This window comes from Sphingomonas sp. TX0543 (genome assembly GCF_048565505.1).
Lineage (GTDB): Bacteria > Pseudomonadota > Alphaproteobacteria > Sphingomonadales > Sphingomonadaceae > Sphingomonas.
Genome location: NZ_JBLZUS010000002.1, coordinates 320,267 through 341,217, shown reverse-complemented (window position 1 = coordinate 341,217; position 20,951 = coordinate 320,267). Strand labels below are relative to the sequence as shown.

General features: G+C 64.1%; 21 protein-coding genes, 1 tRNA gene and 1 pseudogene. 20 read left to right on the top strand and 3 right to left on the bottom strand.

Annotated elements, in window-relative coordinates:
- Window positions 1-570: 570 nt before the first annotated feature.
- From ACM61V_RS02220 to ACM61V_RS02190, 7 genes are all read left to right on the top strand, one after another.
- On the top strand, window positions 571-1,416 hold the full coding sequence (locus ACM61V_RS02220; RefSeq protein ID WP_137785452.1) for a hypothetical protein: 846 nt from the start codon (window positions 571-573) through the stop codon (window positions 1,414-1,416).
- Complete coding sequence (locus ACM61V_RS02215; protein ID WP_137785451.1) at window positions 1,413-1,706, top strand: hypothetical protein; 294 nt, start codon at window positions 1,413-1,415, stop codon at window positions 1,704-1,706. Before ACM61V_RS02220 ends, ACM61V_RS02215 begins: the two co-directional genes overlap by 4 nt.
- Window positions 1,703-4,093 (top strand): hypothetical protein, encoded by a 2,391-nt coding sequence (locus tag ACM61V_RS02210; RefSeq protein ID WP_137785450.1) that lies wholly within the window; start codon window positions 1,703-1,705, stop codon window positions 4,091-4,093. The genes ACM61V_RS02215 and ACM61V_RS02210 overlap by 4 nt, the downstream gene beginning before the upstream one ends.
- Window positions 4,094-4,190: 97 nt before the next feature.
- On the top strand, window positions 4,191-5,051 hold the full coding sequence (locus ACM61V_RS02205; RefSeq protein ID WP_171007469.1) for a ParB/RepB/Spo0J family partition protein: 861 nt from the start codon (window positions 4,191-4,193) through the stop codon (window positions 5,049-5,051).
- A gap of 19 nt (window positions 5,052-5,070) precedes the next feature.
- Entirely contained in the window at window positions 5,071-5,358 is a 288-nt protein-coding gene (locus ACM61V_RS02200; RefSeq protein ID WP_137785448.1) for a hypothetical protein, read from the top strand.
- Window positions 5,358-6,446, top strand: coding sequence for a hypothetical protein (locus tag ACM61V_RS02195; protein ID WP_137785447.1), 1,089 nt, complete (start codon window positions 5,358-5,360; stop codon window positions 6,444-6,446). The genes ACM61V_RS02200 and ACM61V_RS02195 overlap by 1 nt, the downstream gene beginning before the upstream one ends.
- Before the next feature lie 4 nt (window positions 6,447-6,450).
- Window positions 6,451-7,278 (top strand): hypothetical protein, encoded by an 828-nt coding sequence (locus tag ACM61V_RS02190; RefSeq protein ID WP_137785446.1) that lies wholly within the window; start codon window positions 6,451-6,453, stop codon window positions 7,276-7,278.
- An 18-nt stretch (window positions 7,279-7,296) separates the two neighbouring features.
- On the opposite strand, the gene ACM61V_RS02185 is transcribed toward ACM61V_RS02190, so the two are convergent.
- Entirely contained in the window at window positions 7,297-7,929 is a 633-nt protein-coding gene (locus ACM61V_RS02185) for a hypothetical protein (protein ID WP_137785445.1), read from the bottom strand.
- A gap of 126 nt (window positions 7,930-8,055) precedes the next feature.
- On the opposite strand from ACM61V_RS02185, the gene ACM61V_RS02180 reads away from it, so the two are divergent.
- From ACM61V_RS02180 to ACM61V_RS02165, 4 genes are read left to right on the top strand one after another with little or no spacing between them, the layout of a single operon-like run.
- Window positions 8,056-8,730 carry a hypothetical protein gene (locus ACM61V_RS02180; RefSeq protein WP_137785444.1) on the top strand — a complete coding sequence of 225 codons (675 nt, stop codon included), beginning with the start codon at window positions 8,056-8,058 and terminating at the stop codon, window positions 8,728-8,730.
- On the top strand, window positions 8,727-9,620 hold the full coding sequence (locus ACM61V_RS02175; protein WP_137785443.1) for a hypothetical protein: 894 nt from the start codon (window positions 8,727-8,729) through the stop codon (window positions 9,618-9,620). Before ACM61V_RS02180 ends, ACM61V_RS02175 begins: the two co-directional genes overlap by 4 nt.
- A gap of 14 nt (window positions 9,621-9,634) precedes the next feature.
- The gene (locus ACM61V_RS02170; protein WP_137785442.1) at window positions 9,635-10,033 is read left to right on the top strand and encodes a multiubiquitin domain-containing protein; all 399 of its coding nucleotides are present in this window, start codon (window positions 9,635-9,637) and stop codon (window positions 10,031-10,033) included.
- Window positions 10,034-10,044: 11 nt separating this feature from the next.
- Window positions 10,045-10,800: a ThiF family adenylyltransferase gene (locus ACM61V_RS02165; protein WP_137785441.1), complete on the top strand. Its 756-nt coding sequence runs from the start codon at window positions 10,045-10,047 to the stop codon at window positions 10,798-10,800.
- A 33-nt stretch (window positions 10,801-10,833) separates the two neighbouring features.
- Here ACM61V_RS02165 and ACM61V_RS02160 read toward each other — a convergent pair whose 3' ends face one another.
- Window positions 10,834-11,133 carry a hypothetical protein gene (locus tag ACM61V_RS02160; protein ID WP_137785440.1) on the bottom strand — a complete coding sequence of 100 codons (300 nt, stop codon included), beginning with the start codon at window positions 11,131-11,133 and terminating at the stop codon, window positions 10,834-10,836.
- A gap of 486 nt (window positions 11,134-11,619) precedes the next feature.
- On the opposite strand from ACM61V_RS02160, the gene ACM61V_RS02155 reads away from it, so the two are divergent.
- The 3 genes and pseudogenes from ACM61V_RS02155 to ACM61V_RS02145 form a co-directional block, all read left to right on the top strand.
- The gene (locus ACM61V_RS02155; RefSeq protein ID WP_137785439.1) at window positions 11,620-12,357 is read left to right on the top strand and encodes a hypothetical protein; all 738 of its coding nucleotides are present in this window, start codon (window positions 11,620-11,622) and stop codon (window positions 12,355-12,357) included.
- Window positions 12,354-12,809, top strand: coding sequence for a recombinase family protein (locus ACM61V_RS02150; protein WP_171007468.1), 456 nt, complete (start codon window positions 12,354-12,356; stop codon window positions 12,807-12,809). Before ACM61V_RS02155 ends, ACM61V_RS02150 begins: the two co-directional genes overlap by 4 nt.
- A gap of 2 nt (window positions 12,810-12,811) precedes the next feature.
- A pseudogene (locus tag ACM61V_RS02145) lies at window positions 12,812-13,849 on the top strand (recombinase family protein); the annotation flags it as partial.
- Between the two features lie 572 nt (window positions 13,850-14,421).
- Here the strand turns inward: ACM61V_RS02145 and ACM61V_RS02140 are convergent.
- Window positions 14,422-14,496, bottom strand: a tRNA-Gly gene (locus ACM61V_RS02140).
- 122 nt (window positions 14,497-14,618) lie between these two features.
- Here ACM61V_RS02140 and ACM61V_RS02135 point away from each other — a divergent pair.
- From ACM61V_RS02135 to ACM61V_RS02110, 6 genes are all read left to right on the top strand, one after another.
- The gene (locus tag ACM61V_RS02135) at window positions 14,619-15,329 is read left to right on the top strand and encodes a response regulator transcription factor (protein WP_137785437.1); all 711 of its coding nucleotides are present in this window, start codon (window positions 14,619-14,621) and stop codon (window positions 15,327-15,329) included.
- Window positions 15,326-16,642 (top strand): ATP-binding protein, encoded by a 1,317-nt coding sequence (locus ACM61V_RS02130; protein WP_137785436.1) that lies wholly within the window; start codon window positions 15,326-15,328, stop codon window positions 16,640-16,642. Before ACM61V_RS02135 ends, ACM61V_RS02130 begins: the two co-directional genes overlap by 4 nt.
- A gap of 69 nt (window positions 16,643-16,711) precedes the next feature.
- Window positions 16,712-17,407: a carbonic anhydrase gene (locus ACM61V_RS02125; RefSeq protein ID WP_137785435.1), complete on the top strand. Its 696-nt coding sequence runs from the start codon at window positions 16,712-16,714 to the stop codon at window positions 17,405-17,407.
- A gap of 26 nt (window positions 17,408-17,433) precedes the next feature.
- A complete protein-coding gene (locus ACM61V_RS02120) occupies window positions 17,434-18,939 on the top strand; it encodes a SulP family inorganic anion transporter (RefSeq protein WP_419714239.1) in 1,506 nt (501 codons plus the stop codon).
- 155 nt (window positions 18,940-19,094) lie between these two features.
- On the top strand, window positions 19,095-19,943 hold the full coding sequence (locus ACM61V_RS02115; RefSeq protein ID WP_137785434.1) for a TorF family putative porin: 849 nt from the start codon (window positions 19,095-19,097) through the stop codon (window positions 19,941-19,943).
- A 110-nt stretch (window positions 19,944-20,053) separates the two neighbouring features.
- Window positions 20,054-20,950, top strand: a complete 897-nt coding sequence (locus ACM61V_RS02110) for a tetratricopeptide repeat protein (protein ID WP_137785570.1) — start codon at window positions 20,054-20,056, stop codon at window positions 20,948-20,950.
- The last annotated feature ends 1 nt before the right edge of the window (window position 20,951 follow it).

Below are 20,951 nucleotides of genomic sequence, written 5' to 3'. Positions count from 1 at the left end.
GGTGGAACAGGGCCGGCGGAGCCGCCCGAATTCGACGAAGGCGAATTCATTTAATGCGCCCCCCGCCCTAAATCTGAAACCCCGCTCCCATTACGTGTCTGCCCACGGCGGTTCGTTATCGAACCGAAACGAGCCGCCACCTCCATCCACGCCGATGCATACGTCTTCGCCGGGCGACACGGTCGATGGTCGGCCAACGAGTGATGACAACGGTCCATGCCGGCCAGTCTGGCCGATCGAGCGGATTCAACCCATGTAAGTCCGGCTTCTCGACAGCTTCGTCACGGCATTCAAGTCGCGGTCGCGACCGAAAAATGACGTGCGGTGAAGATTCACCTGTGCACGAGCCGGACCATCTCCCATAAGCTCGGGGTTGGGCAACCCCGTCCGGCACAGGAGCCGGGCCGCCCGATGATCACGCATCACTATTTGGCAGGACCGCCACGAACGGCCGCCCGGCGAATGCCCGCGGCCGGACTTACATCGCTACCAAAACCCGCAGCGTCGAAGACGAATCTCGAAGGAGATTTCGTCATATCCGACCACGCTACGCCCGCCGACGCCCGCGACTTGCTCGCGGCGATTGATCGCGACATCGCCCACCTGGCTGCAAGCCGTCAGACCGCGCTGGATCGGATCGTCGCGCTCGACGCCGAGTTCGCGTCGCTTGGCTACCACCCGAACTATCCGGCCTATGTTCACGGCGGGATGCTCGCCGACAAGGGGTTCGGATCCGCGCACATCCTCGCCGTCGCTGGGTTCTACGACCTCGACTGGCGCGAGGCGCTCGACCGCCTGGAGAAAGCACCGGCCGACCCCGGCGACGATCCCGCCTGCCTGCTGGTTCGCCTGCGCCATGCCTGCGAGGCTGACGCGATGCTCGAGGTCGCGGGCTTCGCGTGGTGCGAGCAATCTCATCTCCTCAAGCGAGGCGCCATCGAGGGCTACTGGCTCAAGCACCCCAAGCTCGGGCTCGGCCAGCCGGCGAAAGCGTTCGGGCTGAGGCCGGATCACGCCGCCGCGCATCGCGGGCTCTTCGCGCTATCGACCGCCACGCTCAAGCGCGGGTTCGAGAATGCCGCGGTCAACCAGTTGGACCAGCGGTTCGGCGCCATGCTGCCTGCCGTCATCGATATGGGCGGACAGCGCCTCGCCCGGATCGGCGCCGCAGCGCTCCACGATGATGCCGAGACCCGCTATCGGGACGACTGCCGCCGCTTCGCTGCGCACCAGGCCGCGACGCCCGATCGCCGGTGGCGCTGGAAACCGCCGCTGTCGCGGCAGGGCCACCTCGCGGTCACGACGGCCCGCGCGAAGAACATCGCGGTGCCGACGGAGCGCACGCGCGGCCACGCCGCCGGCTGGCTCGACGACCATGACGCCAACATCCGCTTTACCAGGGAGGAGGAAGAATGACTGCGATCAACATCACGATCGACGGCGCGGAGCGCACGGTCACTGACATCACGCTGTATCGCAACGATCTCGCGAATACCGCGCGGATGCTCGATAAGGTCTATGCCGGGTTCGACGCCACGCGTCCCGATCTCCTCGTTTCGCGGGAGGAGGAGATCGTGAAGCTCTACAACCGCTATCAAGACCTCCGCGCGATCGTCGATCAGTGGGATGGCGCCGAGAAGAGCCGTGAGAATATCCTGGCCGGCTGGGTGCTGGTTCAGCAGCTGCGTGAAGGCGGTGCGCCATGACGCCGGACCGCGCATTCGATCGTGACAGCCGCACAGATATCGAAGGGCTTGCTCATCGCTCCGGGATCACGCTCCCTGGGGTGTTGCGAGCCGATGGCACGGCATCGGACGATCAGATCGCCAAGGTCGCGCCGGGTACCAATCTCAAGCTGGCGCTGCTTCCGCATCGTGAACTTGGTGCCGACCCCGTCTCGTGGCCTGGGGCCGCGATTGTCGGCACGCGCGAACCTGAGATCACCGCGTATCTCGATCGATGCGGTCCCGTAGCCGGCAGCGCCGACGCGGCCGCATCCATCGCGCAGGCCCAGAGCCGCGATGCCATCCTGTCGTGGCTCTACGACGTCACCGGGTTTCGCTACGCACCCGCCGCCCTTTGGAAGCTCGCCGGATGGCAGATCGGCTGGGCGGTCGACTTTCTCGACCGGCTGAAGCGTGGCGGCGCGGAAGGAGCCCTCAGCATGGCGGAGCGTCAGGCCGCAGCCGCCGTCCGCGCCATGTGGGTTGCACATGATCAAGCGCAGGAGGTGCTCGGGCTTGCGACCGCGAGCGGTGCGGTTCCGGTCGGCCATGCGCTGATCGATCTCATTGCGGCGTTCGATCGGATTTGCGACGAAGCAATCACGTCCGGCGAGGTGCACACCATCCGGCACCGCAATGCCGTGAAGGAGGCCCGCGCCCTGCTGGTGGCCGACCTGGAGCTTTACTGCGCCCGAATATCGGAAGCCGATCGCGCCGCGACGGCCAAAGCTGAACGCGCGCGGATCGGCGGCGCCCTGGAGGTCGCACGCCGGATCATCCAGGCAACGGCGATGTTCACCGTTGCCAGCGAGGCGATCGGTGAGCGCATCCGCCGACTGGTACACGTGCTGAAGACGAAGGCAAAGGTTGCAAGGGCGCCCGCCAGGCATGCCGATATCGAGGCCGGGTTGAGCGCCGCAAACGCCGGGTTGGACCGGCTCATCTGCGCCGGCCTCGGCAATACGCTCGAGCACACGGCATGGCCCATCGCGACTCGGATCGGCCTTGGCCGCCTCGGACTGACCGATCGCGCAGCGCGACTAGCGTTGCTCGATTGTATCCGCACGGACCTCATCTACAAACTCATCGTGACCCGGCGGCTCGACCGGCTCTACCGCGTCCTGCCATGGATGGCAGCACCGTCGGAAGCGTTCCCGCTGACCTTCGCCGGCCCACTCGGCGCGATCGCCCAGCTGTTCGAAGCAGCCCGCGCGCGCGAGATCGCACTCGAGCTGATGCGGCGCCTCTATGAACGACAAGGCGCCCCGCGCCTCGATACGAATGAGGGTCTCGCGGCGTGCGGCACGCCCGCCGCCGTTCACGCCGCCGTACAGGCCCGCACTCGCGCCGGCTTTCTCATCGCCGAGGGCGCGCATTCGCATCACATGGTGCAGGCATATCTCGGCGGCCGCAGCTTCGACGTCCTGCACCCCATCCCTGTTGCCGTCGCGGGAAGCACCGAATGGCATCTTCGCATCAGTCTCAACGATGCGTCTACGGCGAATACGGTTTCCGACGCCGAGCGCGGCAAGCCGGTCTATTCGATCACCGACTATGATACGGACCTGCCCCGCTACATGGGGCTGACACTCATCGATCTGCTTCGCGTCGCGCTGTTCGACATCTTTCCCGGCCACGCTCGCGGTCCGCGGTTCGGGCTTGACATAGCCATGACGGCAGAATTCGACGAGAAGGAACTCCATCGTACTGTTTCCGCCATGGCAGGCGCCCCAAGCGCTGCGAACCGCGAACTGCTGCGCTCGATGCTGAAGTCGATCGACGTCGATGAAACGGGCATGATCGACGAATGGCCATCCGATGACGCTGTGGTCGCCGCCACGGGGATGATCGAGCTCAATCGCGCCGATGATCTGTTCACTCGCCACACTCCGGACAGCAAGAAGAGCACCGGGGACTCAATCCGGCGCAACCTGTCGCCACTGATCGCGAATATGGGGGCTCTCGGCGTGCATCTACGAGCGCTCATCGACAGGGCGCGGACCTGGACGACGAGCAAGGATGGGAAGATTCGTTCGGAGGATGCGCCGCTGGCGGCAGTGCTCACCGGCGACGCCTTGCTTCCCGGCCTCGTGCCAAGCGCGCAGCTGTTCGTGCCCGCCCTATGGTTCCGGCCCGACATCGACCGTCACCTCCATGGCTGGCTCGCCGACGGCGCACCGATGTGGGCACCACTCGCGCTGAATAATGTCCAGCATGCCGGCCTCATTGCCAGGCATGTCGTGATGATGCGCGACGCCGCGCCCGCGCTCTATGCAGCGGTCCGATCAGACCGCGAGATCTCGCGCATTCTGGTGCCGCTATTCACCGGGCTAGCCGGGATTACCGCAGATCATGCGCATGTGCCCTGAGGCAACGGTCCTGCGCGCGGCATTTGCAGGGACTTACATCGCTAGGGCGAGCGCCCATCGGGCAGATCGATTCTTGTCACCAATCGAGGAACACGCGATGCCCAACCAGCTTCCCCTTCCTTCCTTCCGCTCGACCACCCGGATCGTCCATGTCGATCCGGCGACGGTGCGGCTCTCGTCGCTCAACCCGCGCGCGCGGACGTCGCATTCGCCCGACAGTGTCGCCGCTCTCGCCGACGAAATCAAGGAGGTCGGCCAGATCAACGACGCGCACGGCGAGACCGCCAAGGATGGCGTTATCGAGCTGTTTGCCGGGTCGCGGCGCCGGGAGGCGTGTATCGTCGCCGGGGTCGAATTGCGCATCCGTATGCACACGGATCTCCCGCGCGACGCCGCGATCGGCATCGCCTACCGCGACGACCGCGAAGCCGTGCCGGTCAGCCTGTGGGATCTGTCCGACGGATGGTCCCGAATGCTGGGCGACGGCATCGTCAAGACCGAAGCCGCGCTCGCCAAGATGGTCGGTGTTGACAAGAGCACGATGAACCGGGGGCTGGCGTTCCAGAAGGCGCCGGCCGCGATCCTCGATGCTTTCCCCGATCGCCGTGCGATCAGCCTCACCCAGTGGATCGAGCTCGCGCCGCTGATCGAGAACGACGAAACCCGCGCCCGCCTCATCGAGCGCGCCGGCCTCATCGCAAGCAAGGGCTATGCGGCAACCCGCGTCGCCGCCGAGCTCAAGGCGGCGGCCGCCAACAAGGCCGAGATCAGGCCGTTCGAGGTGCGCAACCGCCACGACAAGGTGATCGCCACCGTCCAGCCCGACCATCGCGGCGGGTTCGCGATCAAGGTCAAGCCCATGCTCGAGCTGCATCCCAGCTACCGGCTGGAGTTCGCAAAGCTCATCCACGACCGCTTCGCCGAGGTTCTCAAGACCTGGTTCGACCGCGATGTCTGACAGCTCTCGGAGAGACGCGATGGCTAGGGAAACGCGGATCTGCTCGTTCGGCGAGATCCAGCAGCTGATCGGGAAGGACGACAGCGTCGTGCTCGCGCAGCTGTCGGACAAGCATCGTCCCGATCCGTGGCCGGCCTGCGCGACCTGTCCTGCCCGGGATTGGTATCTGACCGTGAAGGGCCTGCGCTGTTACTGCAACGAACACCGGTACGTGTCCTGGGTCTCCAATGATAACCCGGTCCTGATGTGCGAAGCGCGCGAGCGTTTGATCGAGGAAGACGCGGCTGCCGCCCGTGGCGGCGGCTGATGGAGTCACGGATCGTGAATATATGGCGTAGGGAATATGGTAGGCAAAGCGCGTCGGATCTCGCGCTTGAAATCCTGGATGACATCGAAAGGAAGTTGGTCGCGTTCAGCGATCCGCGTCCGATCGTCCGGTCGATCCGCATCGGCGCCGGTCTTCGCGACCTGCATGATTTCGAGGTCGAGGTCGAGCTTGCGCCCGGCGCCATCCTGGCCGTCAGATACCAATCGGTCGATGAGGAGGGACGCGATCCTGACGCGCTGGAGAACCAGGCAGGCTCCGTAGCCTTTCTCGTAGGCGAAGGCGTCAAGGATCTTGCAGCGTTCGGCTTTGGTGCTCTTGCCGACGTTTTGCACGACCTGCGCGTGCGAGCCCGCAAGGCGTTCGCTGAATATTGGGCCGGCGGCGTCTACGAAACACTCGTTGATATCCGCATCATCTATACCGAATTCTGGCTGCCGCGAGATGGTGTGACCTTCGGGTTGAGGTTCCGTTGCCTCGACGACAAACTTCGACCTTCCATCGAAACACTGGAGACCACGGACCCCGACAGCCTTGAGGCCGAACTCGCGTCACCGCAGCAAGATTTACGCTTCGCCCGGAAGGCCGAACTGGCGCGGCAGGGAGCGGACGGCTGGGTCGATCAACTGGTGCTGAACGCCGCCGCCCAATATGGCGACGTCGCAAAGATCCTCCGGGGTGAACAGTCGGAGATACCACTCTGGCTGTCGCAAGCGCTGACCATCTGGACGACCGATGGTCACGTCAGGTGTCACGGCTGGGATGAATCAAATCCCAACTTCAGATGGAATCGAAACTCGATAGAGATTTTAGGGCGCTCCGCGCCAGACACCGTGCTCACGGCAATGCGCGGACGACCGATCACCCAGCTTGTCGAGCATCCGGTGCTGTCGGACGACATGGTGATCTCACATGCATACTCGAGGTTCGAATACGACACGCATTCGATCCGCGCGGAGTTCGAACAGCCGCGGCGGCTGTTCTGCGGTGCGTCGGGCCGCGTTTGGGATCCCGATCCCGCGACGCGGAACCGGTCGCCGGCATCGAGCGGGGCATGTGGCGATGAGTAACTTCATGGACCTGGGGATCATCGAGGAGCGTGCCCGCAGCATCGTCGCCGCCTGCGCGACCCCGAGCGCAAGCGACATCGCCATCATCCAGCGAAATCAGGCGTCTGTATCGGTCAGGATCGCCGACGAACGCCTGGATCTCGACCCGACCGATCCGTCCCTGCCGGTTCAGTTCGCCTTTTTGAAGAGCCGGGTCGCATCGATCACTCGCATTCAACGCGTCATCGCGATGGTGACGGCGGCTGACATATCTCCGGATACCTTCCCGCTCTGGACCCTTTGCGCCCTTCGGCCGATCGCGGAGTGGGTCGCTTGGGCTGGCGTTGAGAAGGAGCTGATCCCCCATGCGCGATGGGGGCAAAAGGACCGAAAGTCGAAGCTGGTCATCGCCGATAGAGTGGCCGTGTTTGCGGACATCGAAGGCCGGAACATGGCGTTGCACGCAGGTTTGTACGGCGGCGCTTTGACCGGCTCCCTGACGTTGGCGAACACGCCACGCTGTTATTTCACCGATCGGCCGCACCCACATATCGTCGTTGAAGCCACGACGCTTCCAGAGACTCTGATCGTGGAGATCGAGGAGCGTTTGTCGTCGCGCAACATTCCGGTGCGATTAAGCGATGTCATCGCCCACCCGTTTCTGTCGGCCTACGATCCGCTCATCAGCAGTGTCGCCAATCGCGGTGCGGGGGTGATGATTGGCTTCGATTGCGATTTCACGACCCTGCAACCTGTTCCGGAGGCTGCCATGCGCGCAGTTCCCATCGACGCGGATCCGGCGAGGCCCTGGAACCTTACGCACGCCGAGCGGGCGAGGCTTCAGGAACTCTAGGTTACCCGCATTTCGCTGCTAAAGCGCGCTGAACCGGAGCCGGTCAATTTCGTCCGCAACCTGCTCCTCGCTCACCGTTTCGAGCGTGGCGAGGTTCGTAATCAGCGCCGACATATACGGCCGCGTGTCGAAAACGATGCCCTGCCGCGTCGTCTCGCCCCATACCTTGCTTAGGGCGTCGTTGTCCGGGTGGCAGGTGATCAGTCCGAGTGGCCCGTCGTAGCGCGTGTCGCTCGCCGCCTTCTGTCCGAGACGCGCCAACGCCACTCCTTCAATCGCCACGAAGCTGGCGTCGAGTGGCTGACCTTCGCCCCAGCGGCTGCGCGCATGGTCAGGCCCCAGCCCGGCGACAAGCGCAGGGATGAAGTCAGCCCACCGCTCGCTCACATATCGGACCGCAACGATCGGCAGCATGAACGCCGCCATCAAGCGGAAAGCGGTTGCTAGGGCTGCGAGTTCGACCAGGCCGTAGCTGAAACGCTCATAGGCTTTGCCGTCGGGCTTCTTCAGCAGCCCGATCCGCTGCAGCTGGCGTATTCGCGCCTGAAATGCTGAGCGCGCGCTTTCCGGCTGCTCGAGCGCCGCCATGAGCAGCGTCGTCGCCTCCTCATAGCCCAATCGAATCGCCGGTGGTTGTGCATGCCCGCTCACAGCGCCTGCGTGCCGTGCCAACCGTCGCGGAGCAAGAACAGCGATCAGATAGAGAGTTCTCTATTTCTCTTGACGCGAAGTGTTTAGGATTATACACAGCTCTCTACATAACGAGTGTGAGAGGTCATGGGACTGTTTGAACGGATGCATGCGGACGCGGCGGAGCGGGTCGCGCTCAAACCGGCCCGCATTCGTCCGATTGCATTTCGCATGGTGCGCGATCTCGACGCAAGAAATGGCGTCGCGCTCCTGTTCGAGCGCCCCGGCACCAATTCCACCGTGCGCATCTGGTCTGGTGTGTTCGATTCGCGCGCCGAATGCACGGCGATCCTCGCCATGGCGAAGGAACAGGCCGACAGGCTGGAATTCTGGGGCCGGCTAGTGCTCACCTTGGGCGCCGCGCCGCTCGACCCGATCATCGCGGTGATCGCCTGCAAGGCCCGCAAGGAGGCGATCGAGGATGCCGAGCGTCGCCGCAAGAAAGCCGCGGCCCGCCGCACAATCCATCTCTACATCCGCGAGCGTAAGGGCCGTTTCTATCTCGATCTCGAGCGCGCCAGCGATAACGCGCCCGAATGGTCGATCCGCTTCGATGGCCGCAGCGAACGCGACCGGATGTGCGACTGGCTGCGCTGGCAGAAGCCGCATTTCCGCGAATACCTCGCCTATGCCGCAGCGAACGGCGACCACGCCCTCGAGAAGCGGCTGGTCGACGAGATGTTCGAAACCGAGGCACGGCTGAAAAAGGAGGGTCGCGTTGCCGGCGGCCTGCGGCCGCTGAGAATGTGGCGCGGCGAGTGAACACGCTCCCCGCTCCGTTCGAGCCCGCGACGCCGGCGATGATCGTCGGCCACTCGACGGCCGCGTCCACACCGCCGCTCGGCCTCGGTGAGCCGTTCGCGCTGATGGGCGGTGACCGCCTCGGCCCCGGCGGCATCGCGTTCGACCTCGGTCATGACTGGCAGCGCGATTTCATCGACGCGGTCGCCGACGCCTGTGACGACCATCTCGCGGCGGAACGGCCGTGGTTCAAGATGCCCGCGACGGCATTGGTTGGACATGCCGGCTCCGGGCGCACCCACGCCGCGCGGATGCTCGCATCCGCCGCGGGCGTGCCGCACGTGATCCTAAACCTGTCCGACCCTGTCATCGCGATGAATGTGTCGGCATCGGGCGAGATCAACGAAGCCCTATGGGTGTCGCCTGTCGTGACTGCGATGGCCGCGACGCGATGCGCCAATCCGGTCGTCACCGTGGTTGGTGCTGAGCACAATGCCGATGCCGCGATGGCCTTGGTGGCAATGGTCGACCCGATGCTTGGGCGCGCCTGGCGCGAGGACCGGATCGCCACCAGCGCCGACCTGGGTGAGGTAAGCTGGTTCATCCAGTGCTCGGACCCGTCCAACCTACCCTCGCCGCTGGTCGACCGACTGCAGATTGTCCCCATGCGCCAGAAGAATGTCGTGCCCAACTCCACGATCGCGCTCTCGCTCCTGACCGAGGTGCTCGCCGATCTAGGCATCGCCCGCAACGACCCGGCCGTCGTCTGGCACGATATCGTCGATCGCATCGATTGGTGCGGGTTCACCACCGCCGCGAAAGCCTACGCGGATCTGCGCAGCGCCGTGATCCAGGCGCAATACGACTTCGCCACCCAGCGGCACACCAACGCCGATCTCGATCCCTACTGAAAAGGAGACTGATGATGACGATGCTCACGACCAAGACCGTCGGCGAAGGAGCTGCGGTGCCCGCAGGCCTCCAGCATGACGTAAATCCGTCCACGGCGACGCCCGCCGCCCGGCGCGCGCCCTATTACCTGGTCGGCGAGCACGAGCGCAGCAGCGCGCGTCCTGCCAATGTCGATGCGGGCCGGACGCTCGTTTGCGTCAACGGACGCTGGCACGGCTTGCGCGGTGACCTCGCGACGTTCGAGCAGATTCTGGCGCTCGCCTATCCCGATCTCGAGCGGCCCTGGTCGACCGCCACGGTTACCTACCGCCGAGGGGTGGCGACGCGGCCCGCCGGCTCGCTGACACCCGGCGATGTGGTGCCCGTGGCCGACGGCATGCTGATCAACGCCAACGTCACCGTGCTGAGCTGAGAGTCGTCATCATGTCGGTCTCCCCGTTCATCTACGCCGATACGGCCAGCCCGCGCGCCGGGATCGATGCGGTGTCGGCACGTCTTGTCGGCGGGACGATCGCCATCATCGGCTGTGGCGGCAACGGCTCGTACATCCTCGATCTCGTTGCCAAGACGCCGGTCGAGCGGATTCTCCTCATCGATGGCGATGTGATGGAGCAGCACAATGCGTTTCGCGCGCCCGGCGCCGCATCGCAGGCCGAAGTCAACGCCGAGATGTTCAAGGTCGATTACTTCGCGCGCATATATGGCCGGATGCACGCGAGCATCGAGGCGCACGCGGCGCACCTCGACGCTGACAATTTCAAGTTGCTCGATGAGGTCGACTTCGCCTTCCTCTGCGTTGACAGCGTCGAGGCGCGTGCCGAGATCGTTCCGGCACTGCAGGCGCGCGACATTCCTTTCATCGACACCGGCATCGGGCTCACGCTCGTCGATGACCAGCTCATGGGGATGGTCCGCGTCACCACGAGCACCCCTTCGGTACGCGGCCATTCCACCGCCCGCGGACGTATCCCGATCGAGACGAGCGGCGCAGACATCTATCGCTCCAATGTCCAGATAGCGGACATGAACGCTCTCGCCGCAGCGCTCGCGGTGATGCGCTGGAAACGCTTGCGCGGGTTCTACCTCGACCTCGAAGGCGAGTACCACGCGACGTTCGCGGTCGACGGCAATCACATGCTCAACGAGGACCACCGTCCGGCCGACAAGGTCGATGGGTGACCACGTCCGACATCACGCCCGGCCGCGCGCCGCCTACGCCACCACGAGCCGCTCGGCACGAGCATCGGCCAGCGGCAGAAGGCTCGCCATCTCGGTCCTTCGCAGCGACCAGGCGAGCGAGCGCGCCATCAACCGTCGCTGACGGCGGGTCGGCCGGGCGTCGAACGAGGTGAACGCCGGATTGTCGCCGCGCTGCGCGATTAGCTCAGTCGCCAGCACACGGCAGCGCCAGACGATGAAAATGCCGATCGCGGTCGCGGCGATATCGACGAGCAGCAGCGGCGCCTTCCGGATCGCCAGCGAAGCGACGAGCAGAACAAAGATCATGAGCATGTTGAACACTTTCAATTTTTCCCCAGCCCCTGCTGGATCACTTCACCAGAGCCCTTTCCGCTTCCTCCTCACAAATCTTGTCGCGGTCCGCAAAGCCATCGCCTGCAGTTTCGTGGGACTTACATCGCTAGAACGGCACCCATCCCGTCAGAAGCTGACGGATGAGAGTTTCAACGGATCAAGGTCGCGCCGCAAACCCATCCACCGCCGGGAACGGCGTGGGGTTCGTTGGGGCGAGCCTGCCAGGTCCGGCCAGCGATCCCGACCCTGCGGTCGTCGAATTCGTGAAGGCATTTGCTCGCGCGAACGTCGCACGCGACCGCACACGGCTTCGCTCGGTGCGCGGCGCGGACTGATGCCGCCGAGCTTGGCCAAGCAGGTCCGCCGTTCGGGCACCCAGCTCGACTTACCCGAGCGCCAGGGCGCTAGTCCACCTTCAGGCGGCATGCCATCATTGGCAGCCGCTGCTCATCGGCAATCGAAATGATGCCCAGAACCACCGATCCTTCTACCAGCCCATCGGTCGCCCCCGAAGAGACCTTCGGTTCAGACGGACCTACCGAGGAGGATCGCCGACGCGTGCGAAAAGCACGGCGCCAAGCTCGTGCGGACGCTGCTCAGATCGAGAAAGAGCGCGAGACCGCGCTAATGACCGTTTTCCGGACGGAGATTGGCGATGTCGTCCGGTCAACGTCGCCACTGCTGATCTCGCTCCTCGCCATCGAGGGACTTACGCTGGACGACGCCATGGCGTTGATGAAGCCTGGGCGATTTTGGCCGCACGAACCCCAATTGTGGAATCGCCCACGCAAGCCGGCGCTCCACACTCATGTGCCTAAATACGATCCGGTCGGTCTGCAGCCAATGAAGATCTGCAAGCATCCGCTGCACAGTCACCGGTTTGATCGCCCGGATGGCGACTACCTGGATATCAACATCGTCGACCACTCGCTGGAGCTCTGTGCGAGGGTCAAGCCGGTTTTTCTCCAGACGCGGTTTGGAGTTCTGCGCATCGAGCTGGACGACGTCATTCCCGACACTGTCCTCACGGGCAGCATCGGCCGAACGATCGACGAGATCGTCGACCATGAAGCGTGGCGCGGGCGCGGATGGCGGATCATCGCGACAGAGGACGGGTATCCGCCGCTTCAGGGTCAGGCGCTGGTCGTGGCGATGGGTTCAGTTCCTTACCGAGTGATATGGCCGGAGCAGGATCAGCAATGAACGCAGTCATCTATGTCCGCGCATCGAGCTCCTCGCCTGATGCGCATGTGCTGGTCGATCAGATCGCGGCTTGCGGCGGGCTTTGCGAACGCAACGGGTGGGCCGTCATCGGCATCTTCTACGACACGAGCAGCGGAAGTGGAACGCTTGCACAGAAAAAGCGCACTGGGTTGCACGCCTTGCTTGCGATCATCGAGCAGGGCGACATCGACTATGTCGTGATCGAGACGGCGGATCGCATCGCCCGCGATCGCATCTATACTTCTGCCATCCAGGAAGACATCGAGCGCGCCGGCGCTCAATTGGTCAGTGTTTCGGACAGCGACCGGACCGGCATCGCCGACACCATCCTCGCGTTGTTCGACACGGCGTTTCGAGATGACTGGATCGCAAGGATCAAGCGCGGCACCCATGCCTCGGTCTCGGCTCGACGCGCCGATCTGTCGAAATAGATATGCAAACCGTCATCTACGCGCGGTTCTCGAGCGCCCTCCAGAATGCTCGATCCATCGAAGATCAGATAGCCCTCTGCCGTGAACGTTGTGAGCGCGAGGGATGGACGGTCGTCGAGGTCTTCACCGACTACGCCATAAGCGGTGCCGCCGGCATCGACGAGAACGGTCGGCCGGGGTTGAGCGCGATGCTGGCACGGATTGAAGCCGGCGGGATCGATCAGGTGGTAGCGGAAGCAACCGATCGCATCGCGCGGCATCAGGGCGATGCGTACACGATACGCGAGCGCATCACCTTTGCCGGCGCCCGGCTCTTCACGCTCTCGGACGGTGAGGTTACCGACATCACCGCCACCTTCCGCGGGTTGATGGACGCACAGTTCCGCCGCGACCTGGCGGCGAAGATCAAGAGGGGTCAGCGCGGTACCATTTCCCAGAAGCGCTCGGCAGCGGGATTGGCTTATGGATATCGCAAGGCGAATAGGTTCGACGATAATGGCGAACTGATCCGGGGTCTGCGCGAAGTTGATGAAGAGCAGGGCAAGGTCGTCCGGCGCATCTTTGAGGAGTTCGCCGCTGGACAGTCGCCACGCGCCATCGCCGAACGACTGAACCAGGATGGTGTGGAAACACCGGGCGGTCGGCTGAGTGGACCGCGATTCTGGCGAGCCTCCACCATCTACGGTGATCGCAAGCGTAAGAACGGCATCCTCCAGAACCGGCTTTACCGCGGCCAGTTGGTTTTCAATCGCACGAGGAAGGTACTCGACCCACGCACCCGTACCCATCTCATCCGCGCCAACCCCGAGAACGAATGGCTGGTCGAAGAGGTGCCGGCGCTGCGCATCGTCGACGACGCGCTCTGGGATAAAGTGCAACTCATGCTCGGTAAGGTCCAGAGTCGCGCGCCGGACAAGAACCGACGTCCGAAGCATATCCTGTCCGGTCTCGTCGCTTGCGGATCGTGCGGTGGTAGCTGGACGATCCACAGCGGGAATCGTTGGGGGTGCTCGCGTTACAAGGAGGGTGGGAAGCACGCCTGTTCCAACAACCGCATCATCTCGACCGATCGCCTTGAGACCCGGGTGCTGAATGGACTGCAGCACTACATGCTCAACGAGAAGCTCATTGAAGTCTATGTCGAAGAATATCGCGCAGAGTTCGCGAAGCGATCCAAAGAACTCGGTCGCGAGGGCGATCGTCTCAAAAAGCGGCACGCCGAAGCTGTGGCCAAGATCGAACGCCTGGTGGACGCCGTTGCCAACGGCGCTGAAGACTTTGTCGAGATCCGTGACGTCCTTGCCAAGGCCCGCACCGAACGCGATCAGCTCGCGGAGCAGCTATCGCAGGTCGAGCAGCTGCCAACCGTCGTGCTGCATCCTGCCGTCGTCGCCGACTATCGCCGGCAGGTCGCCAAGCTGAACGCCGCTCTCGGCGACAACCCCGAAGCCCGCCTTGAAGCCATTCCCCAACTAAGGGCGCTAATCAATCAGGTGAAGGTATCGCCTGCTGAGCAGGAGAAGGGTGTGACAATTGAGGTGATCGGCCGCCTGACCTCGATCATGGCTCTCGCCACGGGCCAGCCTGTTTCAGAAAAACAGTACTATAACGTTGGAGCGGGCGAAGGGATTCGAACCCTCGACCCCAACCTTGGCAAGGTTGTGCTCTACCCCTGAGCTACGCCCGCTCTGGCGTTCATCGCCGGGCAGACCCGGCGGGTGAGGCGCGGCCACTAGCAGCGCCGTTCGGGCTTGCCAACCCCCCTTGTGCGTTGACCGCGCAACGGGTTCGCGATTAGGCCTTCGCGCGATGACCGCACCTGTTATCCTGCTCGTCGAGGACGATCCCGCGCTTCGCATGCTCACCGCGCGCGCGCTGCAGGAGAACGGTTTCGTCGTCCGCCCTGCATCCGCTGCGCCGGAGATGTGGCTGGCGCTTGATTCAGGCCCGGTCGATCTCGTGTTGCTGGATATCATGCTCCCGGGCACCAGCGGCATCGATCTGTGCCGTGCGTTGCGGCAGAAAAGCGACGTGCCGATCATTTTCATGTCGGCCCGGTCGAGCGAGACGGATCGTGTAGTCGGTCTTGAGCTTGGGGCGGACGATTATATCGCCAAGCCGTTCGGCGTACGCGAACTGGTGGCGCGGGTGCGGGCGGTGCTGCGCCGCCCGGCGCTCGATCGCCGGTCGGGCGAAGGCGATTCCGGTCTGATCCGCTTCGAGGGGTGGACGATCAACCTGCCGCGCAGGGAATTGATCTCCGCGACGGGCGCCGTGGTGGACCTGACGGGCGCCGAATTCGACCTGCTCGTCGTGCTTGCCGATCATGCGCAACGCGTCATCGCGCGCGAGCGGCTGATCGAACTCTCCAGGACGCGGCTGGGTGACAGCTCGGACCGATCGATCGACGTGCTTGTGAGCCGGTTGCGGCGCAAGCTTTCCAGCGTCGGAAACATTGCGCCGATCGTCACGGTGCGCGGTGTCGGGTATATGCTCAACGTTCCGGTGGAGCGCAGTTGAGGCGGCTGGTTCCCTCTGTCGGCCTGCTTGGTCAGGTTGTCGCGATCCTGCTGCTGACGATGTTGATCGAGTTTGGCGTCTCAACGCTGTTATACGAGCGCGCGAGCCAGTTTTCGGTGCGTGACGACGAGGCGCGGCGGCTGGCTGAGCACCTCGTTATCAGTCGTCGGCTGGTGGAGGAACGGCCGCCGGAACAGCGCCCCGCGATGGCCGATGATCTGACCACCGATCGCTATGAAATGCACTGGGATCGCAAGCCGCCGCACGTGCCCCCGGTGGCGCCCACGCTCGATCAGATGCAGCGGCAGATCATGGAATGGGAGCCGTCGCTCGGCACGCGCGATCTGCGTATCCGCTTAACGTCGCCGGGCACGAGTTCGGCCGTCACGGGGGGCTTGCGGCTCAACGACGACAGCTGGCTGCATTTCCGCACGCTCGAGCCGGTGGCGCGGCTGAATTTTGGCTTCGAGCGGATCGCGCTGGCGCTGGTCCCCGCGATCGCGCTGATGGTGATCGGTGGACTGATGCTGCGTCGTGCGTTGCTGCCGCTCCGGCGACTTGCCGTGGCGGCTGACCGCGTGGGGCAGCATGAAGTCGAGCCCGTGCCGGAGGATGGGCCGGGCGACGTGCGCCGGCTGGTTGCCGCATTCAACCGGATGCAGGCGCGCATCCGCGCCTTGATCGAAACACGCACGCAGGCGCTGGCGGCGGTCGGGCATGACCTGCGAACGCCCCTGGCGCGCCTGCGCCTGCGGAGCGAATCGGTTGAAGACGACGAGACCCGCACCGCAATCGATCACGACGTCGCGGAGATGGAAGCGATGGTGACATCGCTGCTCGCGTTTCTGGGCGGGGATAGCGATCCCGAAACGCCGGTTTCCGTAGACCTTGCCGTGATGTGCGCGACGTTGGTGGACGATGCCAATGATCTTGGCAGAATGGCGGACTATGATGGCCCCGATCACCTCGAGATGCGGTTGCGCCGGTCCGGCTTCAAGCGCGCGCTGACCAACCTGGTCGACAATGCGCTTCATTATGGCGACCAACTCACGGTCGCGCTCGAAAAGACAGGCGGCGGCGTGACGATCAGGGTCATCGATGATGGGCCCGGGATACCCCAGGAAAGGCTTGCCGACGTGCTTCAGCCGTTCGTTCGGCTTGATCCGGCGCGTCGCCGCGACACCGTGGGCTTCGGCCTGGGGCTGGCGATCGCGATGCAGGCGGTACAGGCCGAGGGCGGCACGCTAAGTCTGGCGAATCGCGTGCCGCACGGGCTGGAAGCTGCGATCCGATTGCCCGGACACAAAACTTAACAGTTGCGCGGCGTCGCAGCAAAACAACGCGCTTAATTACCCTGCTCCATGACTAGAGGAGCAACTCCCGTGAACGACCTTATCGGCCGCGTATTCAGTTTCGAAAAGCAGGTCTTCCCGAACCAGCAGGCGCTTTACTCGAAGCTTGCGACGGACGGGCAGAGTCCAAAGGCGCTGATGATATCATGCGCTGACTCGCGCATCGTTCCCGAACATATCATGCAGGCGGACCCGGGCGATCTTTTCGTCTGCCGCAATGCGGGCAATATCGTTCCGCCCTATGCGACCATGAACGGCGGCGTGTCCTCGACCGTGGAATATGCCGTCGCTGCGCTCGATGTGCGCGACATCATCGTTTGCGGCCACTCGGATTGCGGCGCGATGAAGGCGCTGGTCAATCCGGAAATGACCGAAGGCATGCCGAACGTCGCGGCGTGGCTGCGCCACAGCCACGCGGCGAAATGCGTGCTCGATTCCTCTTATCCCGATCTCGAGAACGGTGCGGCGGTGCGCGCGGCGAGCCTCGAGAATGTGGTTGTCCAGATCGCGCATCTTCGTACTCACCCGTCGGTTGCCGCCGGAATCGCGCGGGGGGAAATCGCGTTGCACGGCTGGTTTGTCGATATCCACGCCGGGCAGATGCTGGCGCTGGACGGGAAAAGCGGGCGCTTTCTGCCCGTGCGCGACGATGCGCCGCTGCCGGTCGCGTTGCCTGCCGCGCCGCGTATCGCGGCAGAATTCATCATGCAGGAGGCGGCGGAGTGAAGCATGAGGTCATCACGCCGCCGGGCGTGTCGATCCCACGGCTCAAGTTTCTCGGACGCGATCTGACCTCGTCGATCGTTGTCTTTCTGGTTGCGATGCCCTTATGCATGGGCATCGCAGTCGCTTCCGGCGTGCCTCCGGAAAAGGGGCTGATCACCGGCATCATCGGCGGCATTGTCGTTGGCACGCTCGCCGGCTCGCCGTTGCAGGTCAGCGGCCCGGCCGCCGGCCTTGCGGTGATCGTCTTCGAACTGGTGCGCGACAAGGGCCTGTCGGCGCTTGGGCCGATCCTGATTCTCGCGGGGGTCATCCAGATCGCGGCCGGCATCTTCCGGCTCGGCGGATGGTTTCGCGCGATCAGCCCTGCGGTCGTCCACGGGATGCTCGCTGGCATCGGCGCGCTGATCGTCGTGGGCCAGTTTCACGTATTGTTCGATGCCAAGCCGCTGTCGAGTGGCCCCGCCAATCTTGCCGCCATGCCAGGCAGGCTGCTCGGGTTGTCGGCGACCAATATGCAGGCTGCGGAACTCGCTTTCACCGTGGCGCTGGTGACAATTGCTGCGATGCTCGGCTGGGAGAAGTGGCGGCCGCAATCGATGAAGCTGGCGCCAGGAGCATTGGTTGGTGTGCTTGCCGGCACATTCGTGACGGTGGCGTTGGGCCTGGATGTCGCCAAGGTTGTCGTGCCTGAATCGATCCTGGCTGCGATAGCGCCGCCGGAAAGCGGCTTCTGGGCAAAGTGGCTCGATCCATCGATCCTCGCCGCCGCGCTGGCGATCGCCTTCATCGCGTCGGCTGAGACATTGCTGTCCGCCGCAGCGGTCGACAAGATGCATGGCGGCGTCCGCACAGATTACAACAAGGAGCTTCGCGCGCAGGGCGTGGGCAACCTGCTGTGCGGCGCGGCGGGTGCGCTGCCGATGACGGGCGTTATCGTGCGCTCTTCCGCGAACGTGCAGGCCGGCGCGATCACGCGTGCGTCGGCGATCCTTCACGGCATTTGGATTCTCGGCTTCGTCGCGCTGTTGCCATGGCTCCTGCGCGAGATTCCGATGGCTGCGCTCGGCGCGATCCTGGTTGTCACCGGGTGGCGGTTGGTCAGCCTGACCCACGCGAAGCATCTGTTCCGAGATCATGGCGTGCTGCCCGTTGTCATCTGGGCGGCGACGCTCATCATGGTGGTGGCGACGGATCTGTTGACCGGCGTGCTGGTCGGCATCGGGCTTACGGTGCTCGAACTCGTGCCAAACATTCGCCGTCTGCGGTTGCGCGTGTTCGAGGAGCCGGAGGGCGAAACGCACCAGATCACGCTCGATGGTTCGGCCACCTTCGTGACGTTACCGAAACTGTCTGACACGCTCGATCGTGCGCCGGTGGGCAAGCCGGTTCGGCTCGATGTCACCCGGCTTGGCGCCGTGGATCATACCAGTACCGAGATGCTGCGCGACTGGTTTCAGCGCCGTCGCGCGGGCGGTTTGCCTGTCGAAGTGCTCGGAGGCGAGCGTGGCCGAATCGCCACACTCATCGAGTGACATAAGATCGAGCAACAGTTCGACACAAAACAGCAACAAAACAGATAAAATGCTGCAGTAGCGTAAAGACTGTCGGTTAGCCGATGCCCGCCCTTCGGGATGAGAGCATCGGCGGCCGCGCAAGCAGGAGGAGCCTCTGCCAATCAGGAGGTTCCATGAAGACTATTTTTCTCGTTTCCGCCATCGCGCTCGGTTTTGCCGCCAGCCCCGCCGTTGCCCAGGAAGCAGCCCCGCCCAAGGAAATAACCGTCACCGGCAGCGTCGCCGTGGTTAGCGATTATCGGCTGCGCGGCGTTTCCCAGACCGACAAGCGTGCAGCGATTCAGGGCGGCTTCACCGTCGCGCACAAGAGCGGCTTTTATCTCGGCACCTGGGCGTCGAATCTTGCCGGCTGGGGAACGTTCGGTGGTTCAAACATGGAGCTGGATCTGATCGGCGGCTACAAGGCGGCGATCGGCAGTGGTGTTTCAGTTGATGCCGGCCTCACTTATTATGTGTACCCGGGCGGTGCCAAGAAGACAGCGTTCGCGGAACCCTATGTGAAGCTTTCGGGCACTGCCGGCCCCGCGAGCGTCCTCGTAGGGGTAGCGTACGCGCCCAAGCAGCAGGCGCTCGGTAAATGGTATAACGATGCCGCCAGCTATGCGACGGGCATCCCGGACCACCCGGGCGCGAAGAACGATAACCTGTATATCTGGACCGATCTTTCCGCTGCCATTCCCACGACCCCGCTGACGGCCAAGGCCCATCTGGGCCATTCGAACGGTAACAACGGTCTAGGGCCGAATGGCACCAGCGCCGCGCCGACCGGCCACTATTGGGACTGGATGGTAGGCGCGGACTTCGCAATCAAAGGCACCCCGCTGACGTTGAGCGCGGCCTGGATCGACACCAGCATCACGCGGCGGAAGGCCGCCTATCTCCAGCCGAACTTCGCTTCGACTCGGGATGGCAGCTCGATCGCGGGATCGTCGGCGTTGTTCTCGGTAACGGCGGCGTTCTGACGGCTGACTGAAAACCGATGTTTCCGGCGGGCCGGGGGGTTTGCTTCCCCCGGCCCGACCCCACATAAGGGGCTCCAATCAAGCTGGAGCGATCCTTGGCAACCCTAGGCATGAGTGAAGCGGAGAAGGCGGCCGTTCAGGCGTTTCGCCACGACGTGGTGGAGCCGTCGATGACGAAGCTCGTCATCATCGATTTCTGGGCAGAATGGTGCGGGCCGTGCAAGGCGCTGGCGCCGGTGCTGGAAAAGGTTGCCGCCGCCTATGCTGACAAAGGGGTGGTGCTGGCGAAGGTCGATACCGACAAGAACCAGTTCATCGCGGCGCAATTCCAGGTCCGCTCGATTCCCACCGTCTATGCGATGTTCCAGGGACAGCTCGTTGCGGACCTAACCAGTGCGCGCACGGAATCGCAGCTGCGCACGATGCTGGATCAGTTGCTGCGCCAGTTGCCGATCACGGGCGACGCGCAGGAGCAGGAAGCCGAGCTGGAGCCGCTGATCGCAATGGGCGAGGACGTGCTGGCCTCCGGCGACGCCGAACGGGCGCTGTCGATCTTCGAGCAGCTTGCGGAGATGGCGCCGGATCATCACGCGGTGCTCTCGGGCCAGGCGCGTGCGCTGATCGCGGCGGGCGAGATAGACAGGGCGGCCGCGTTGCTCGCTGAATTGCCGGAGGAACTCGCGCGTCAGCCGGATATCGAACGCGCGAAATCGGCGCTGTCACTGGCACAATCCGCGCCGCTGGTTTCTGATCTCGCGCCGCTGGAAGCGGCGGTAGCGGCCGATCCGAGCGACCTCCAGGCGCGATACGATCTCGCCAATGCGCAGATGGGCGCGGGCAACCGCGATGCCGCCGCCGAGGGGTTCCTCGAGATTACGGCCGCCGAGCGCGATTGGAATGAAGGCGCGGCGCGCCAGCAGCTGCTGAAGCTGTTCGAAGTTGTCGGGCTGGAAGATCCATGGGTCTCCCAACAGCGCCGCAAGCTCTCCGCGATCCTCTTCGGCTGAC

Coding starts and splice junctions, on each gene's coding strand:
- ACM61V_RS02165 (WP_137785441.1), top strand. CDS start 10,045: ATGTCGGTCTCCCCGTTCATCTACGCCGATACGGCCAGCCCGCGCGCC.
- ACM61V_RS02160 (WP_137785440.1), bottom strand. CDS start 11,133: ATGCTCATGATCTTTGTTCTGCTCGTCGCTTCGCTGGCGATCCGGAAG.
- ACM61V_RS02135 (WP_137785437.1), top strand. CDS start 14,619: ATGACCGCACCTGTTATCCTGCTCGTCGAGGACGATCCCGCGCTTCGC.
- ACM61V_RS02195 (WP_137785447.1), top strand. CDS start 5,358: ATGGAGTCACGGATCGTGAATATATGGCGTAGGGAATATGGTAGGCAA.
- ACM61V_RS02180 (WP_137785444.1), top strand. CDS start 8,056: ATGGGACTGTTTGAACGGATGCATGCGGACGCGGCGGAGCGGGTCGCG.
- ACM61V_RS02110 (WP_137785570.1), top strand. CDS start 20,054: ATGAGTGAAGCGGAGAAGGCGGCCGTTCAGGCGTTTCGCCACGACGTG.
- ACM61V_RS02190 (WP_137785446.1), top strand. CDS start 6,451: ATGGACCTGGGGATCATCGAGGAGCGTGCCCGCAGCATCGTCGCCGCC.
- ACM61V_RS02200 (WP_137785448.1), top strand. CDS start 5,071: ATGGCTAGGGAAACGCGGATCTGCTCGTTCGGCGAGATCCAGCAGCTG.
- ACM61V_RS02210 (WP_137785450.1), top strand. CDS start 1,703: ATGACGCCGGACCGCGCATTCGATCGTGACAGCCGCACAGATATCGAA.
- ACM61V_RS02170 (WP_137785442.1), top strand. CDS start 9,635: ATGACGATGCTCACGACCAAGACCGTCGGCGAAGGAGCTGCGGTGCCC.
- ACM61V_RS02205 (WP_171007469.1), top strand. CDS start 4,191: ATGCCCAACCAGCTTCCCCTTCCTTCCTTCCGCTCGACCACCCGGATC.
- ACM61V_RS02215 (WP_137785451.1), top strand. CDS start 1,413: ATGACTGCGATCAACATCACGATCGACGGCGCGGAGCGCACGGTCACT.
- ACM61V_RS02150 (WP_171007468.1), top strand. CDS start 12,354: ATGAACGCAGTCATCTATGTCCGCGCATCGAGCTCCTCGCCTGATGCG.
- ACM61V_RS02155 (WP_137785439.1), top strand. CDS start 11,620: ATGCCCAGAACCACCGATCCTTCTACCAGCCCATCGGTCGCCCCCGAA.
- ACM61V_RS02115 (WP_137785434.1), top strand. CDS start 19,095: ATGAAGACTATTTTTCTCGTTTCCGCCATCGCGCTCGGTTTTGCCGCC.